The 17,967-nt window shown below is 32.1% G+C and carries 17 protein-coding genes; 6 read left to right on the top strand and 11 right to left on the bottom strand.

The annotated features are described in order from the left end of the window. On the bottom strand, nucleotides 1-1,341 hold the full coding sequence (locus K5781_RS04990; RefSeq protein ID WP_297441376.1) for a hypothetical protein: 1,341 nt from the start codon (nucleotides 1,339-1,341) through the stop codon (nucleotides 1-3). 165 nt (nucleotides 1,342-1,506) lie between these two features. On the opposite strand from K5781_RS04990, the gene K5781_RS04985 reads away from it, so the two are divergent. The 3 genes from K5781_RS04985 to K5781_RS04975 are packed head-to-tail and all read left to right on the top strand — an operon-like array spanning nucleotide 1,507 to nucleotide 4,361. Beyond that, complete coding sequence (locus K5781_RS04985; RefSeq protein WP_297441374.1) at nucleotides 1,507-2,529, top strand: MoxR family ATPase; 1,023 nt, start codon at nucleotides 1,507-1,509, stop codon at nucleotides 2,527-2,529. A gap of 2 nt (nucleotides 2,530-2,531) precedes the next feature. Beyond that, nucleotides 2,532-3,410: a DUF58 domain-containing protein gene (locus K5781_RS04980; RefSeq protein ID WP_297441372.1), complete on the top strand. Its 879-nt coding sequence runs from the start codon at nucleotides 2,532-2,534 to the stop codon at nucleotides 3,408-3,410. Next, complete coding sequence (locus K5781_RS04975) at nucleotides 3,411-4,361, top strand: VWA domain-containing protein (protein ID WP_297441370.1); 951 nt, start codon at nucleotides 3,411-3,413, stop codon at nucleotides 4,359-4,361. A 5-nt stretch (nucleotides 4,362-4,366) separates the two neighbouring features. On the opposite strand, the gene K5781_RS04970 is transcribed toward K5781_RS04975, so the two are convergent. Genes K5781_RS04970 through K5781_RS04945 form a run of 6 tightly spaced genes read right to left on the bottom strand, consistent with a single transcriptional unit; the run spans nucleotide 4,367 to nucleotide 10,045 of the window. Then, entirely contained in the window at nucleotides 4,367-5,641 is a 1,275-nt protein-coding gene (locus K5781_RS04970) for a peptidase (RefSeq protein ID WP_297441368.1), read from the bottom strand. After that, the gene (locus K5781_RS04965) at nucleotides 5,595-6,095 is read right to left on the bottom strand and encodes a winged helix-turn-helix transcriptional regulator (RefSeq protein WP_297441366.1); all 501 of its coding nucleotides are present in this window, start codon (nucleotides 6,093-6,095) and stop codon (nucleotides 5,595-5,597) included. Before K5781_RS04965 ends, K5781_RS04970 begins: the two co-directional genes overlap by 47 nt. Continuing rightward, nucleotides 6,088-6,489: a hypothetical protein gene (locus K5781_RS04960; protein ID WP_297441364.1), complete on the bottom strand. Its 402-nt coding sequence runs from the start codon at nucleotides 6,487-6,489 to the stop codon at nucleotides 6,088-6,090. The genes K5781_RS04965 and K5781_RS04960 overlap by 8 nt, the downstream gene beginning before the upstream one ends. A 53-nt stretch (nucleotides 6,490-6,542) precedes the next feature. Continuing rightward, nucleotides 6,543-8,189, bottom strand: coding sequence for a peptidase (locus tag K5781_RS04955; protein WP_297441363.1), 1,647 nt, complete (start codon nucleotides 8,187-8,189; stop codon nucleotides 6,543-6,545). Continuing rightward, a complete protein-coding gene (locus tag K5781_RS04950; protein ID WP_297441362.1) occupies nucleotides 8,098-8,304 on the bottom strand; it encodes a hypothetical protein in 207 nt (68 codons plus the stop codon). The genes K5781_RS04955 and K5781_RS04950 overlap by 92 nt, the downstream gene beginning before the upstream one ends. A 31-nt stretch (nucleotides 8,305-8,335) precedes the next feature. Continuing rightward, nucleotides 8,336-10,045: a peptidase gene (locus K5781_RS04945; RefSeq protein WP_297441360.1), complete on the bottom strand. Its 1,710-nt coding sequence runs from the start codon at nucleotides 10,043-10,045 to the stop codon at nucleotides 8,336-8,338. 112 nt (nucleotides 10,046-10,157) lie between these two features. On the opposite strand from K5781_RS04945, the gene K5781_RS04940 reads away from it, so the two are divergent. Both K5781_RS04940 and K5781_RS04935 read left to right on the top strand, forming a co-directional pair. Then, nucleotides 10,158-10,979, top strand: a complete 822-nt coding sequence (locus tag K5781_RS04940; RefSeq protein WP_297441358.1) for a CFI-box-CTERM domain-containing protein — start codon at nucleotides 10,158-10,160, stop codon at nucleotides 10,977-10,979. Between the two features lie 58 nt (nucleotides 10,980-11,037). After that, nucleotides 11,038-11,919 (top strand): PEFG-CTERM sorting domain-containing protein, encoded by an 882-nt coding sequence (locus K5781_RS04935; protein WP_297441356.1) that lies wholly within the window; start codon nucleotides 11,038-11,040, stop codon nucleotides 11,917-11,919. A gap of 14 nt (nucleotides 11,920-11,933) precedes the next feature. Here K5781_RS04935 and K5781_RS04930 read toward each other — a convergent pair whose 3' ends face one another. Beyond that, nucleotides 11,934-12,569 (bottom strand): hypothetical protein, encoded by a 636-nt coding sequence (locus K5781_RS04930; RefSeq protein ID WP_297441353.1) that lies wholly within the window; start codon nucleotides 12,567-12,569, stop codon nucleotides 11,934-11,936. 92 nt (nucleotides 12,570-12,661) lie between these two features. Here K5781_RS04930 and K5781_RS04925 point away from each other — a divergent pair, with 92 nt between their 5' ends. After that, the gene (locus tag K5781_RS04925; protein ID WP_297441352.1) at nucleotides 12,662-15,436 is read left to right on the top strand and encodes a CopD family protein; all 2,775 of its coding nucleotides are present in this window, start codon (nucleotides 12,662-12,664) and stop codon (nucleotides 15,434-15,436) included. On the opposite strand, the gene K5781_RS04920 is transcribed toward K5781_RS04925, so the two are convergent. The 3 genes from K5781_RS04920 to K5781_RS04910 are packed head-to-tail and all read right to left on the bottom strand — an operon-like array spanning nucleotide 15,426 to nucleotide 17,895. Then, a complete protein-coding gene (locus K5781_RS04920) occupies nucleotides 15,426-16,214 on the bottom strand; it encodes a metal ABC transporter permease (RefSeq protein ID WP_297441499.1) in 789 nt (262 codons plus the stop codon). The genes K5781_RS04925 and K5781_RS04920 overlap by 11 nt on opposite strands. 32 nt (nucleotides 16,215-16,246) lie before the next feature. Then, nucleotides 16,247-16,969 carry a metal ABC transporter ATP-binding protein gene (locus tag K5781_RS04915; protein WP_297441350.1) on the bottom strand — a complete coding sequence of 241 codons (723 nt, stop codon included), beginning with the start codon at nucleotides 16,967-16,969 and terminating at the stop codon, nucleotides 16,247-16,249. Beyond that, nucleotides 16,963-17,895 (bottom strand): zinc ABC transporter substrate-binding protein, encoded by a 933-nt coding sequence (locus K5781_RS04910; protein ID WP_297441348.1) that lies wholly within the window; start codon nucleotides 17,893-17,895, stop codon nucleotides 16,963-16,965. Before K5781_RS04910 ends, K5781_RS04915 begins: the two co-directional genes overlap by 7 nt. Nucleotides 17,896-17,967 lie beyond the last annotated feature (72 nt).

Raw genomic sequence — 17,967 nt, 5'->3', positions numbered from 1 at the left:
TTAGTTAATCAATTTTGAAAACTCTGAGAAAATATTTTGATAATCATTGTCATGAGATTTGTATTTAGCAAATTCAACACTACCACAAAGTAAAAGCCATCTTTTCACTAGTTCATAGTCATCTGATTTTGTTTGTTTTAAATGAGATAACAACTCAAAATTTGTCATTTCCTTGTAGATCTGTAGGTTCTGAGAGTAATAGTACCTGATTGCCTGACTAAGCACTTCATATGCATACTTTCTTTGATGGTTATCATAAAGTCTTTGAGAATTGATTAGCATTTGATTAGTGAGTTCTCTATAATCTACTCTAGGAGTATCAATTTCTAATGGAGGTAGCTCTTGTTTAGGTTTGAATAATTTTCTCCTCATTAGATATCCAAAGATCGCTAATGCAACAAATATTGGAATTATCAACAATGAATTACCCTCAATATTTTGTGTTGACGGTAATACCTGTTGTGAGCTGTCTTGTAGTGAATGACGTACATGTCTTGTATTTTCAAACTTGGATTGTTCAAATTTGAAATTATCAAATATGCTTTGTAAATCATCTTTATGTTCTGAAACTACTCCAATATCGGATAGAGTGCCATCAGGTTGTAGTTGTTTGCCAACAATTATTTCATTAAATATTTGAGAAGTTTGTTCTGAAAATGATTCCATCATTCGTTCTTGAATTTGTTCTTTATTCAATTGTAAGTAATTTGGTGAAAATTCTCTAAGATCAAATTCTCCTGTACCAGACCTCATTGCTTCATCCAGTATTTCTCTTCCTAGTGTAAACTCTTTAGGAGTGAAAATATCATTTGGAATTGCTTCTAAATCATCCATGCTATAACCACGTTCAAGAACAAAGAGTTCAAGATTTGAATTTGGATTATAGTCTAAAGATCTTCCATTGATAAGATACTTACTATCTCCAATTGGATCTAATAATGCTTCAGCAATTTCAATATACCCATCAGAAAATCGATCATAATATTTTATTTTATGTTTAAAACTTTCTTGTTGAAGATCTCGTTGTTCAATAATAATACCATTTAGAATTTGTCCGTCCTCTGAATCAATTGTGATTTTATAATCTCCTATAGCATATTGATTGTTTGTTACAAATTTATCATAAATTGGTTTTTTAGATTTGATATTTTCCTCTTCTAGAAGATCTTCATAATTTGAAATAATTTCTGATTCTTTAGTTGTAACACTTTGATCATTTATTTGACCTTCAATTATCCAATCCATTTCAATTTCTGTATCATCAGCATATGCAAAATTAGAAAAAAGAATTAAAGGTATTAAAAAAAGAATTTTCTTAAATTGTTTTGAAAATAGATTCATTTGCACATTCTCAAAATAATTGATTCTCAGATTTGAAAATACATTATGATGATACATGTTTTAATCAATTCTTGATCAAAAAAGGCAGAAATTTCCTTTAATCACAATTGGTACATTTCTCGAATGAACCACTTTCCTATTAATTCAAAAATGAGAATTCATAGTATGGCATTTAGAGAAAATTCAATGAAATACTCAGTATCAAGTAAAGAAATTCAAGATTTGAATGAACAAGCTCAGAAATATGCTAAAAAATTAAATCAAGTTTTTGACGAATCTCACAAAATAATCATTGGACAAGAAGATGCTCTGAGGAAAATTCTCATTTCAATTATCTCAGATGGTCATGTATTACTTGAAAGTGTTCCGGGTTTAGCAAAAACATTGATGGTTAAAACAATGTCACAAATATTTAACGTAGAGCATGTCAGGATACAATTTACACCAGATTTACTTCCAGCCGACATCATAGGAACCAAGATTTACAAGAATGTGTCAGGATCATTTGTAACACAGAAAGGCCCCATATTCCATAATTTTGTATTAGCAGATGAAATTAATCGAGCTCCACCCAAAGTTCAATCTGCATTACTTGAAGCAATGCAAGAAAAAACTGTAAGTATTCACGGAGATACATATGAATTGAAAAAACCTTTTCTTGTTCTTGCTACACAAAATCCTATTGAAAATGAAGGAACATACAAGCTTCCTGAAGCTCAAGTAGACAGATTTGCTTTCAAGATTTTGATTGACTATCCATCAAAACAAGAAGAGCTTGAAATAATTGAAAAAAATTCTTCAGACAATATTGAATCTATCAAATCATTAGTGATACCAGAAGAAATAATTGAGATTCAAAAATTTAATGAGAGAATCTATGCAGATAAAACAGTTACAGAATACATTGCAGACATAGTTCATGCAACTAGAAACCCAAAAGAATATGATCTGGATTTGGAAAACATGATTGAATTTGGAGCTTCACCAAGAGCATCAATTTGGTTAATGAGAACCGCAAAAGCTAACGCATTGTTAAACGGAAGAGGCTTCATAATTCCTGAAGATGTAAAAGCAGTAGTACATGATGTATTACGTCATAGAATAATTTTGACATTTGAGGCAGAAGCTAATGGGATTAATCCAGATAAAATAATTGATTTTGTTTTAGAAAAAATTAGTTCACCATAAAAATGACCAAACTGTCAGAACTTTTGAAACAGGTCAAAAACCTGGAAATAAAGACTAAAAATCTTGTTGAAGGTATGGAATCTGGAGCCTACAGATCACGATTTAGAGGTGGAGGAATAGAATTTTCTGAAGTAAGAGAGTATGCGGCAGGAGATGATGCAAGAAGAGTAGATTGGAATGTTTCAGCAAGATATAATGATCTTTATGTGAAAGAATTTGTCGAGGAAAAAGAGCTCAATGTTTATGTGATTATTGACATGTCAGCCAGCAATGATTTTGGTTTTGTAAAAAGTAAAAAAGAACTTAGCTTCGAAGTTGCAGCTTCGTTGATGTTTTCTGCATTAAAAAATAACGATAGAGTAGGAATGGGATTATTTACAAATACACTTGAAAAATTTATTCCAGCAAAAAAAGGAAGAAAACATCTGATGAATGTACTTCAACAACTATTAAATCACAATTCAGAAGACTTACAAACTGATATTTTTAGATCTTTATTGGAATTACAACAAAAGATAAAACGAAAAAGTGTAATCTTTATTATTTCGGATTTTATTTCTGATTCTTTTGTAAAACCATTAAAATTACTAAAATTAAAACACCAAATTGTTTTAGTGAACATATCAGATATTCGTGAGATGGAAATACCTGAAATTGGTAATGTGTATTTGGAAGACGCAGAATCAGGTGAACAAATTCTTGTAAATACTTCTGATAAAAAATTTCAAGAACAATACTCCAATTTGATTAAAAAAACAAGAGAAAATAATGAATATGAAATCAAAAAATTAGGCATTGATTTGCTTAATTTATCAAATGAAGAATCATTTGAAGTGACATTTAGACGATATATTCAAAATAAAAAAAGAGGTAAATTTTAGATGCAAATTCAATTTGAATTTTTGTATGCATTGTTTTTATTGTTAGTAATTCCAGGATTATATTTTCTATATTCAAAATACAATCATGAGAAAAAAGAATCAATTTTGAAATTTAGTTCTCTGAAAATTATAAAAAAATCTGCAATGGGGAAAAATTTCTTGAGAAAACATTTACCATTTGTTTTGATGATGGGAATACTTGGATTGATCATCATTGGATTGGCAAATCCACAGATTCCGACAACATCAATAGAAAAAGGAATCAATTTGAGTATTGTTTTAGATGGTTCTGAGAGTATGGCAGCCACAGATTACAAGCTAACACGCCTAGATGCTGCAAAAGGAGCAATTTCAGAATTAGTGGCAAAAATTGGTCCTCAAAACAATGTAGGAATAGTAATTTTTGAATCAGGTGCTACAACAATTTCTTATCTTACTCCAGATAAAGAAAAAACAATCAATGCAATTTCATCCATTGAACAGGGGCAAGGAGCAACTGCAATTGGTGACGGACTTGCATTAGGAATTGACATGGCATCATCAATTCCAGACAAAAAAGGAGTAGTTATTTTGCTTAGTGATGGTGTTCATAATTCAGGAATAGTAAGTCCGGAAGAAGCAATTGATTATGCAAAGATAAATCAAGTTCAGATTCATGCAATTGGTTTGGGTTCAGAAGAACCAGTTTTTCTAAGAAACGATATCTATGGAGAACCACAATATGCAGAATTAGATGAGAACACATTAATTTTGATTGCACAAGAAACAAATGGAAATTATTTTAAATCACTTGATGAGCAAACGTTAAATGAAATATTTGGGATTCTAAGTTCTAATCTTGAATATGAAACGGAATACTCTACAATAAGGGATTGGTTCATTGCTGCTGCAATTGGTTTGTTATTAGTTGATGCATATGTTATTTATGGCAGATATAGAATTGTCGCATAATTTTACTATATGACAACAATTTTTCGCTTTACAAGATTCTCAATAAAATTTAGGAATTCATCATCGGTGATCTTTTCCTCATACCACCAACTTACAGAAGTTTTTGCCCATGAAGGAATATTCCATTGTGATTCACTGATCACATCTCTTTCAGGTACAGATACAATTTGTTTTTCAAAAAGAAAATCTATTCCTTCAAGAAATTCTGAATCAGTAATTTGATCTGTTACCCACCATTGTGCATTATTTTTTATCCATTGTGGAATTTTTGGCAGTTCAGGTGGTAATCCTTTTTCAAAACCTGAAATTTTGAGTATGCCTTGAGAAGTAGGTTCTATGTTAAACGCAACATGCCAAAATCCCATCTCATCCACACTTTGAATAAACTCAATTGGTTTATCGTTTAATGTAACAACAAATTTTTCATTACCAGATATTGGAGGAAATTCAAAATTTGCATAAGTCTCTAATGGATAACTGTTGTATCCTTTAATGCTAAGGGTAGTTCCAGCCTCATCAAATTTTGCTGCAGAATACCAAGCACCAGAATCATATCTAAAATCAAAATCTCCGCCATTTTTCTTTGTAGTAATAGGAATTACAGTGGTATCAACTGGAGCAAAGCATGAATAGAATCGAACAGGCTCAGAAACAGAAGGATCAGGATATATTGTAAAGTTTAGTATTTGTCCTGGTTCAATTTTTTCAATAGGTCTGATGTTTTGTGCAACATCTAGAATATATTTTTCATAGCCATGAACAATTGCAAATACTTTAGGATTGTATACTGTTTGATTTCCAATATTTTTTATTCTTCCGGTAACATGACCATCCTCATAAGTAATCAAAGTTTTATCATAGACAATTTGTATAGGGACGGGATTTTTTTCAGTTTTGAAATACTCTAATTCAGCATTTAATAAAACAGGATGTTTACCGTGAATCTCTGGAAATTTTAATTTGAATGGAATATCAGTCATTGCAGGTATTGGTACATGATGTAAGGTATGAGTAATTTTTGTTTGATCATTATCAATTACAGATATTGTAATTATCGGGATTAATGCAAAATCATTTTGGTTTTTGACATTTCCAACAACAGTGTAAATTCCTTCATAATCATAGTATCCAGTATATTCACTATCAGGTATGAAAACATCAGCATAAACGATTGTTGGGAGTAATAAAATAAAAAATAATCCTAAGAATACAGAAATAGTTTGTTGTGAAACACTAGAAAGAGTTGATAATATCTTCGAATCCAGATGTTGATTTCTCAAGCAAACTTGGTCTATAATCTTCAATTAATTTATCTATAACATCTCTTGCTTTAATATGATATCTTTTTTTCAAGTTAACTAATTTAATTTCTACTAGGCCATCCTCTACAATTTGTGATAGATATAATGAAACAGTTGAGGGGGATTTTTTTACCTCTTTTACTAATTGAGAAAATTCTAATCCATCATTTTGTATTAATGCAAGCAATAAATCTCGAGGAGTTTGTTTACGTAATGCCTTGATTACAATTGATTCTTCTTCTGTTATTTGAGGAGGATAAAATCTAGATTGTCGTGGTCCTCGAACAACTTTGATGATACCACTCTTTTCTAATTTTCCTAGATAATGACTTAGTACACCATTTTTTAATCCAGATGAACGCATAATTTCACGGAATTGAATTCCAGGATTTTGTTCAATAATTTGTTGTAATTGTGAATCTCTATCAGTCATTTCTAAACACTCCTAATGCCAATAGTCCTAATGTAAAAAACGTCAATAAATGTCCTACCTCAGATAGAGATAATTCTGCAAGATCATAAACAGTTGGCCATGTAGCATCTACAAGTAAAACAATTTCAGCTACAATAAAGTTGGCAAAAGCTGCTGCACTTAGTAAAAGTCGTTTTGTTTTTAATCTGTAATATGCAAATCCAGCAAGTACTGAAATAAAGACTGCAAGCGAAATACCTCCTATATGTAAAAAGATGTGTGCTAGATGATAACCATGTAATAAATGAGGTACAATAATGGGAAGAGCTAAAATTGCAACTACACCAGTAATAACTATAGAAAACAATGCAGATTTCTTTTCAACTATTTGTTCAGGTCTAAACAATATGATCACAATTACATTTTTTCGGATTTAAAGCGACTGGTTCATTGATCGAATAACTCCGATCAAACAGATAGAATTCCTACCTTTATCATAAATTCTAATCCCTGAACAAATGTTTTATCATCAATCTGACCATCAGCCCACCATGCGGCATTATTTCTAATCCAAGACGGAATATCTTGAGAAGAGTTAGTTTCTTGTTGGGTTTGAGGGATTAAAATTATTTTGTTTGTAATCATGTATTCGATTCCTTGGATGAATGTAGTGTCATCAATTTGTTCTTGTGACCACCATAATGCATTATTTCTAATCCAATCAGGTAATGATATTTCATTTTGAGTTATTCTATCAATTACAATTGGAATTGTTGTCTTTGCAAGATTGTTGTTATCTAAATTTTTAAAATTTAGATTTACGATACCTGAAACATCATTAGGAATAAAGAATTCTACAATGTTGTGTTGATCTTTGAAATCAGTACTTATTCCATTTTGTTCAAAAATAATTCGGTCATTTTGAGTTATTGAAAATTCATAATTTGTTGCAACTGGTTTATTTTTTAAGAAAATATCAGTAACATCAAAAAGTATTTTTGCATTTGAATTTGATTTTAAATTTTCAGGCTCCCATGAAACAAGAATTCTAAACTGTCCATTTTCAGTTACAGAGCTCATATGTGAATAATCACGATCTGGCTTAACAACAAAATTCATACCATTTGTGTTGGAACTATTATCAAAGATATTCTGTAATTCTTTTTGATATATAATAAAATGAACAATTCGTCCATCAGAAAAAAAATCATCAATGTTTACAATGTCTTGAGACAATTGTATACCATTAACATACATTGTAAATCCAGAAACTAGTAAATCACCAAATTTTTTTGGAATAACTAGTTCTTCATGAACAACTGATGTTTGGTTGATGTTTGATTGACTCCAATCAAATGGCATGAAAAAGTGAATTTCTTTTGAATTTGAATCATAATTGAAATTAGATATTTCATCGTAGTAGGTAATCACGTGTATATTTTGCTCTCCAAAATTAGGATCAACAAAATCATGTCTTGAGGTTTGGGCAATAGATATTCCAGCATTAAAGACTAGAGGTTCATCCAATTTTTGTGAATAACCATCAGCAGTTAATACAGTAACATCTAACTTGTATAATCCACCTTCACTAAGTTTAGGACCTTTAACATGTATCATTCTACTTTCTAATCCCAATAAAGAACCAAATAGTCCTCCACCATTTTCTTCTTCTAGAATTATTGAATCGGTATTTTCAGATACAAAATTGAAAACTATGAAACCATTATCTGCTTTGAATTCTTGTTCAAATAGAAATTGTTCTCCACGTTCAGATTTTATTAAAAATGTAACATCACGCAAAGTAATTTTTGAATTAAAATCAATTAATGATATTGATATTTGTTGATCATCACTTGCTTCAGGATCACTTTTTGATGATGACACTTCTAAAGTTACAAGTTTTCCATTAAGATCAACTGGAGGAAATGTTTCGCTGCCTACACCATGGCCATATACATTATCAAATCCTAAAATAACTACAAATGAAAGTAATAACAGTCCAAATAATGTTATATGTTTCAATCTAAGTCCACTTGTCTGGATTTTTCTTTCTAATTTCTTTTCCGTCAATTGTAATTTGATCTTGTTCTTCAAAAACAGTATGCCATTTACCATTGCTTGGAAAAATTTTATTCATCTCTTCAACTTTATCATTTGTAGGAGGTTTGTTCATCAAAGCTCCCCAACGCATGTTTGGAATTTTTGGCATGATATCATTGATGTCTTTCATTACTATCACTTAACAGAATTTATTTAAAAACCTATGATTGGATTTTCATGATTCCTTCTTTAATCAAGAATTGAATTCCTTGAATAAATGAATCATCATCAATTTGTCCTGCTGCCCACCATTCTGCATTGTTTTTAATCCATGCTGGGATATCATTTGAGCCAGAACCTGTACCTTGAGAAGTTGGTGGAATCTTTAGAATATCTTCTTTAACTAAATATTGAATTCCTTGGACAAAGGAACCATCATCAATTTGTCCTGCTGCCCACCATTCTGCATTGTTTTTAATCCAACTTGGAATTGGGGCTTTTTCAGGTGTTGATGGGGCAGATGGTGCACCAGGACCAATTTCGATAAGAGCTGAACCAATTCCAGCATACGTAGGATCATAATCCAATCCAGTACCATAAACTAAAAGATCAATACGAATCTGACCTTGAGAAGGTACATAGATTTTTTGAATGTCTAATCCTTCAACAGAAACTATTCCAGGATTAACTGGATCATTACCATCATTGCGTGCAATTTCTTTATCAAATTCATCTAAAACAACATAAGCATATTTGATATCTTTGATTAATTCTCTATTTTCATTAAAGAATGTAAACTCAAATGGGATTTCTTGATTTGCACCATACTTACCATCCCAAGCTATATTCACAGTTGTTGGGACTTGTTCATAGTTTTTAGTATCTACAAGATAAAATTCAGTAGAGCTTTTTGAGGCTTCAGATAATGGAACAAGTTTCAAATCCATTTTTTTGTTATCATAATTGCTTGTTCCTAATTTTTCATTAATTTTTTGTAATTCATTTTTTGTGATAAGGAAATGTACGATATTAGTGTCCTCATATGAATATGGATCATTTAGTAATGCTCTTTGATCAATTTCTACTCCATTAACGTATCCTTTGAATTGTTTACCTTCTGCATATGGTGCAAATGTTTTTGGAACTCTAACTTCTTCATGTACAACCTGTACTAAATCAACATAGTTAGGATCCCAATCAAATGGCATATCAAACGAAATTGAATTATCAGATTTATCAAAAGCAAAATTATCAACATGATCATAATAGGTTTTAACAATTACTGGAACCTCTTCAGCATTTGCAGTTTGGAAGGAAAAATTTTGTTCTTGAGCTACACTGACAAAAGTCTCATAACTTAACAAAGAAGCTAAAACAGTTCTTGGACTAGTAGCAGCTTCGATGTCAACTCTAATTTTGTATAATCCACCCTTTACAAATATTGGACCTGTAATTGAGGGTCTTGCACAAATATCTAAATTATCATCAGTACATGCTGCACCCTGAACAAATAGAGCACCTGGGGCACTAACATGTTCAGAACCACCATAAATTGAGCATTCTTCTAGATTGTTTTCATTACAATTAGCTTTTGGTTTAATTTTAACATCTAATCTTCCATCTGGATCATAAAATAGATTTCTTGCAAGTAATTCACCACTTTGCCAGACTTCTATTCTGTATGTTACTTTATCAAGATTTTTGTCAGTTATTGTATCAAAGAATCGTACTTGCATATTTGCAGAATCAACTTCTCCAACTGTGATATCAGATGGACTTAGTTGTGTTCTAACTGTAACTTGCATATCACCAAAAGATAGTGGTGGAGCTTGATCTCCTCCAAGTCCATGTCCAAATGCATCTGGAAGAATGGTAGCAATTGAGAATATGCCAATTATTGAAATGAATAATGCAAAATTTCTATACAACATAAAAATTAAGTTAGTTCCATATTTAAAGCTGGCACAGCATTTCTATGCGTGAGAATTTTTTTATTTTGAAAAATAGAGTACAACTTTTATTTACGATTTTCAAAGTAATGACATGAAATTTCTATTTGCATTATTACTAATTCCTTTATTGATGATTCCAGCATTTGCTGAATCACAAACTTTACCCACAGAACAAGGAACATTGGATGTAAAATTAACATATGATGAAATTCAACCTAATGTTCAAACAAAAATCAATATTGATTTTCTAAATCCACAGACTAAAAAAATTCAAGAACATGTTGATTACACTGTTTCTGTTTTAAAAGATGGTGAAAAAGTGTTTGGACCAATTCCACTTACACATACATCTGTAGGTTCAGTAAAAATTCCAATTGAATTTAATCTTGGAGAAGGAGTATACACAATGAATTTTGAAATTGAAGGAATTTTGTTTCAACCAATTCCTACTGAAACAGTTTCATTTGACATTACAGTAGGAGAAGCACATGCTCAAACAACTGTATCTGACAATGAAGAACATCCTGTTGAAGAAAACGGAGGATGTTTAATTGCAACTGCAGCTTTTGGTTCTGAAATGGCACCGCAAATTCAACAACTAAGAGAACTTAGAGATAATACTGTTTTAACAACTGCATCTGGAGCTGCTTTCATGAGTGGGTTCAACCAATTCTATTATTCATTTTCTCCAAGTGTTGCGGACTTTGAAAGAGAAAACCCAATTTTCAAAGAAGTTGTCAAAGCTGGATTGACTCCAATGTTATCATCATTATCATTGTTAAATTATGCAGAAATCAATTCAGAGCAAGAAATGTTAGGGTATGGAATCTCTATAGTTCTACTTAATGTTGGGATGTATATTGGAATTCCAGCATTTGGGATTCTAAAGTTGTACCAAATTAGAAAGAATTAGTTTTTACTTCTGGAAATTCCAGTGAGGTTTTTATGTATCCAACCAAGTAATTTCACTAATGAAGACTAAAGCAATTAGCTCTTTCTTCGTACTATTTGCTATTGCAGCTGGTATTGTCGCAATGACACCAGGTGCTTTTGCAGATCATTCACAAGTCACAATCGAAGCTGCAGCAGGTTCTGGTGCACCAGGTTGTGAGGAAACAGCTGAAGGATGTTACATCCCAAGCACTGCAACAGTTGATGTTGGTGGCGAAGTTATCTTTTCAAATACTGATAGCGCAGCACACACATTCACATCAGGAGATCCAACAGTACCTGAATCAGTTCAGGTTCTATTTGATTCTGGTCTAGTAATGGCTGGAAGCACATATTCATGGTCTCCAACTGAAACAGGAGATGTTCCGTACTTCTGTATGGTACATCCTTGGATGCAAGGATTGATTGTAGTACAAGAAGCAGGAGCTGCTGAAGAAGATGATCATGGTGATGATCATGGTGATGAAATGATGATGCCAACAGGTGCTGCATCAGCAACAGGAATGTTGTCTGACGGTACTAAGGTTTCAGTTTGGACTACAGCACCAACAAAAGGTGAGATGTTAGAAATCAGTGTTCAATTTGAAGGGGCAGAACATGTCAATCACGATATGAAAGTCACACAAAATGGTAATACAGTACTAGACGATAAAGGTGCACATCACCACGATGGAAAAGGAGTTCATATGACAAAGGCTCTTGGTTCATCAGATCCAGTAAATATTACAATCACTTTCCAGGGTTATGGAGTAGATGATCCTAAAACTGGACCAATTGGTGAAGAAGTAGTATTCTCAAACGTTGTCCCAGAATTTGGTACAATTGCAATGATGATACTAGCTGTAGCAATCATAAGCATCGTAGCAGTAACTGCAAAATCTAGAGTCGTTCCAAGATTTTAGGAATTCCTCTTTTTCTATTTTCTTTTTACTAATGAAACAATTGCAAGTATGATAGCTGCTGCTGAAATTGATAATGCAAATATTGCAAAGTCATAAGACTCACCACCATTTGAAGGGACTTTTTCACCTGAGTTTAGTTTAGAAACATCTTGTTGCAAAGAAGAGATTGCATTTTTTAGTGCAGCAATATCAGTATCTCCTCCACTGCTGGTTGGAGGAAAATCTAAGACCGCTGTAGGCTCAACATCTTCAACTGGAATTTTGATATTTACAGGAGTTCCACGAATATCGCCTTTCAATTCTACTTGAAATGTTCCAGTTTTAGTTGGAATAATTGGTGAATAGTAATGCCCAGGTCGTGGGTCAGAATTAATATCAATTTTTTTGGATGCCCCACCAAACATTACTGTAGCTTCAGTATTTTTGAAAACACTTGTTACTCCTTTACGAGTACCTTCTGTCTCTCCTGCCTCAGTGATTGTGAAAACTAAATCATTTCTTATTCCTACAACTGGAGGTTCGATTCCCCATCCTGCTTCTACTTGATAAGGTCCAACCTCAACAGTAGTATGAGCAAATGATGGCACAATCATGCCAACTGAAAACAATAATGCAATAAAGCCAAAAAATGCTATCTTCACGACCATCATTGGCAATTCATCAGTTATTATCTTTATGTAAATTGGTACAACTTTAGAAAAAGGTAAACTGTTTAAATTGTCATAAATGATCTTATGAACAAATGCAAAAATTTCTAATAATTTTACTAGTTTTGTCATTCATTTCAATTCCATTTGCAGCAGCCCATCCTTTTACTGAAGAAACTATTCCAAGTCTGCATTCAAATGCACCAGTAGGTACATCAGAAGTAGTTGCATATTTTTCAGAACCTGTAGATATCAATTTTAGTGAAATCAAAGTTTTTGATAGCAGCGGTAATCAAATTGATAACAAGGATACAAGTTACTATGAAGGGGAATCATCTCTCATTGTAACAACTCCACCATTAGAAGATGGAGTTTACACCGCATCAGTAAAAGTTCTATCAAAAGTAGATGGACATTTGGTTCCAAGTGCATTTTTGTTTGGAGTAGGAGATGTAATTATTCAAGACACCAATCCTCCATTAGTTGAATCTGATATTGTTTTTTTACCTGAAGCTGGAGCAAGATTTCCTGGTATTGTTGGTCAAACTATTGTTTTAGGAGCAGTAATTGCATCCCTAATAATTTGGGGAACACAAAACAAACAGCTAATCAAAGAAGAATTAGATAAAGTGGAAATTTTCCATCATGGAAAATTCATGTCTATCACAGGTATTGGTTTGATGCTGGTATTCATTTCAGATATTTTGATGATCATAGTTCAAACTATAAGATTAGAAACCTCACCACTTGATGTAATTCAAACGTATTTTGGAACAGTTTGGCTTGCCAGAATGATTCTCACAATAGTATTACTTGGAATTTGGTTTGGCATGGATAGAAAGAAGGTATTATCAAAGAAGAATCAAATTCCAATGCTTGTTGTGTCTCTATTATTAATTTCAACTTCTAGTTTGATTGGGCATGGTGCAGCAAGTGAACAAATTGGGGCATTGGCATTAGACTATATTCACAATTTGGTTGCGGCAGTTTGGATTGGTGGAATAATTTACTTTGTTTTTACATTACTTCCAACATTTTCACAACTAAAAGATGTAAACAGAGAAAAGATGAGTTTGGTAATGATTCCAAGATTTTCTATTGCATTTATCATCTCAGTAGGAATTGTAATTATTACAGGACCAACATTAATGTGGTTCTTAGAAACTGATGTTGGACTAATCACTGAATCAGTATTTGGCCAGTTAATCATACTCAAAATTGCAATTGCAGTAATTATGGTAGGCTTGGGAGGATATTTCCAGTTAAGAGTGCAAAAAAATGCAGAAAGTAATTTTTCATCAGGAAAGATTTTGGTGTTCAAAAAACTGAAAAAATCATTAAAGTTTGATGCTGCATTAGGAATAATTCTTTTAGGAGTTGTAGCATTACTGACAAATGGAACGTTGCCTGCAGGTGAAATCCAAAAAGTTGATGCTCAAGAGATTGTCTATGGATTCAAAACAATTGAATTTTCAGAAAGTGCAAAATTCGATATTGATATTTCACCATTTACTAGTGGAACAAACACTATTCTTGTCAAAGTAAGTGATTTTGAAGGAACTCAACTTTATGATTCAGATGAAATTCATGTAAAAATATCTAATCCATCAAAAAATATTTCTCCAATCGAGGTTCCAATGTCAGTTAAAAATCTCTCAGATCCAATTCAATTCAAAGGAGAACTAACATTTGGTTTCTCAGGAGAATGGTTAATTGAGATAGAAGCTAAAAGAACTGAGAATGCAAATGAATCAATAATGTTGAATTTACTTGTAAAACCCAGACTGTCAGATATTCAAACAGAAATTATAGAATATGATCTTCCTGAAGATGCAAAACCATTGTATGCAGTATATGATGGAAAAAATTCTTTATGGATTAGTGATGCTTCTGCTCCCAGATTATGGGAATTTTCGCTTGAATCAAATACATTTACTTCCTATTCATTTGATGGTTTAGTTACAACTTTTCTAACTAAAGATAACAAAGGAAACATTTGGTTTACTGACACACCAAGAAACCAAATTGGATATATCAATATTGAGACTAAAGCAATCACACTCAAAACTCTTCCAAAACTAGATCCAGTAATTTCAGAAAATACACCATTATTTATCAAAGCAGACTTTGATGACAATATTTGGATTACAGTAGTTAACAAAGACAGGATTATAAAATATCAGCCAGAAAAAGACACTTTCGAAGAGATTGTACTACCAGACAAGCAATCTTTACCATTTGCATTAGAAATTGATCAAGATGGAAAAGTGTGGTATTCAGCAACAGGAGTTGGAAAAATAGGATTCATAGATCCACAAAATAACAAATTAACTCAAATCTCTACTGATACAATTTTGCAGGGACCAGAAGCTTTGATGTTTGATGATGACGGAAATCTCTGGATTGCAGAGCATACAGGCTTGGCTATCACTAAATTCAATCCAGTTTTAGAGACATTTAGTAAAGTAACTGTACCTGATGAAGAAGCACTACCATTTGGTATGACTTTTGACAGATATGGGAATATTTGGTTTGCACAACATACGGTAGACAATCTAGGAGCTTATGATCCTGATAATAATGACTTGATAGAGATTCCAATTCCAACTGAAACTTCATTTGTACAATTTATGACTTCAGATGAAAATGACAATGTTTGGTTTGTTGAACAACAATCAAATAAAATTGGAACAGTAAAGATAACAGAAATTCCAGTAAGTGTATCACAAATTCAAGAAACAAAGAAAGTAGAAATCAAATACACAGAAATTGCATCGCCACTAATTGCTTTAGGAATAATTGCAACCTCGTTATTTTATGTCAAAAGCATCAAAGATAAAAGAAGATTAAATTCTTTGATTAATTCTTAGATAACAATCCCGCAGACTTTATTCCCATTGTTCCTGCAAGCAGACCTATTGCCATCAAAACAATTGTTCCTGCAGGAGTAATATCAAAAATATAGGAAATTAAAATTCCTGAAACAACTGAAAAGATTGAAAAGCTCATCGATATTATTGCAGTTTGTTTGAATCCTTTTCCATACATAATTGCAGTTACATTTGGAATTACAAACAGAGCAGAGATTAACAACACACCTACTAATTGAATTGATGTGACGACAGTAATTCCGGCCATAAACACTATCAAATAATTTATTTTTTCTACAGGAATTCCACTAACTTTAGCTTGCTCTTCGTTAAATGTAGAATATAGAATTTGTCTATAGAGACTTAAAATTACAATTAGAATAATTCCGGTCAAAGCTAAGATTAGAACAGTATCATCAACACTAACAAGAAGAATACTTCCGAATAGAAAACTAAAGATATCTATTGTAAAACCTCCAGATAGTCCAATAATTACAAGCCCAACTGCTATGCCTGAAGACAATAAAACTGCAATTGATGCATCTCCAGATATGTTGTATCGGTCTTTGATTTTTGTAATAATTAGTGCACTAGCAATAGAAACTCCATATGCTGTCCATAGTGGATAAACACCTGCAAGTAATCCTAATGCAATTCCACCAAATGATGAATGTGCAATTGCATCACCAAACAATGAATATCGTCGTAAAACTAAGAACAATCCAACTACAGAACAAAGGATTGCTATTGCAATACCAGAAATTAATGCTCTGTGCATAAAACTAAAAGTGAGAATTTCAAAAGACATGATTAATGATGATGCATGTGTTCCTGCATCGAAGCTTCAGAATATTGTTTTACTAATTCATCATCAGAAAAGAATTCTTCAGACTCTCCATGAAAGAATAAAGTTCTATTCAAACATGCAACATGATTTGCGAGTTTATTTACAGCATCTAAATCATGAGAGGACCAAATAATAGTAATTTTTTGTTTGGAATTTAATTCACGAAGAATACTGTAAAACAATTCAATACTTTGTTGATCAATTCCAGTAACTGGTTCATCCAGGATCAAAATTTTTGGATTATTTACAAGAGCTTTTGCAATGAAAACACGTTGTTGTTGACCGCCAGACAACTCTCCAATTCTTCTATTGCGTAATTCGTGTATCCATAGTTGTTGTAAAATCTCATCAATTTTATTTTCATCTAATTCATTTCTTAATCCCATTCGGACTACATCGTTTACCGTTACTGGGAAATTTTTTTCAAAGATTGGTTTTTGTGGTACGTATCCAAGTTCTTTCAGATAATTTTTTGATTTTTTTATATCTTGATCAAAAAATTTGATTGTGCCTTTGTATTTTGTATTTAGGCCTAGCATTGATGAAAAAAGTGTAGATTTTCCTGCACCATTAGGTCCAATTATGCCTAGAAAATCACCTTGATTTACAACTAGGCTAACATCATCAAGTGCTTTTACATCAGGGTAGTGAACCGTCAAGTTTTTGATTTCTACTACTTTCAACATAGTGCCTCCTTGAGATTTTCAAGATTTTGAGTCATTTTTGAAATATAATTATCATCAGATGCAGTTTCAAGGGGTGAGAGAACCAAAACTTTTCCTCCAATTTCATTTGCAATTATTTGTGAAGTTTTTCTGTTAACTGTTTCTTCACTAAAAATTACTTTAATGTTAAGTTCTCTAGCTTTGGAAATTACATTCTCTAGTGTTTGTGCAGTTACTTCTCCGTGAGAATTAGTCGTTTGGATGATAGTATGCTGATTCAAATTATATTCTTCTGCAAAATATGAAAAAGCATCATGAAATGCAATGAAATCTTGATTACATGTAGATAATTCATCTCTAATTTTTGAATCAAGTTCATGCAATTCTTTATTATATTTTACAGCATTTGTCATATAGAATTCCCTATTTTCAGGATCTGAATTAGAAAATGCTAATGCAATATTTTCAACCTGTTTAATTGCAAACACTGGGTTTAGCCAAATATGTGGATCTCCTTCTAGATGTTGGTGAACATCGTGTTCCTCATCTCCATGTTCCTCAACTATTGATTTTGTTACCAATATTCCTTTGCTAGTATCAACGATGATTCCAGCATATTCATTTTCAATTAAATTATCAACCCAATTTTCAAAACCTATTCCATTAATTACAATTAAATTAGATTTTTGCATTTGCTGCACATCTTTGATTGTCGGTTCCCAATCATGAGGTTCAACACCAACAGGAACCAATAATGTGGCATCAATTTTCTCTTGACCTACTATTTGTGAAAACTCATGAAGAGGATTAAATGATGAGATTACAACAAGTTTAGAATTATCATTACTTGCAAATTGTTGACTAGCATTTGTTCCATAAACGAATACAGATGCTAATGGAATCACTATTACTATTGCCACAATTGCCATCTTGGTTTGAGTATTCACGCAGCAGTTCAATGTAGATTATTAATAAATTTATAAAATCTTAATAAGATTAATTGCTAAACTTATAAGATA

Source organism: Nitrosopumilus sp., assembly GCF_025699255.1.
Classification (GTDB): Archaea; Thermoproteota; Nitrososphaeria; order Nitrososphaerales; family Nitrosopumilaceae; genus Nitrosopumilus.
Note: the sequence above shows the minus strand (reverse complement) of the source record. Positions and strands in the feature narration are given on the sequence as shown.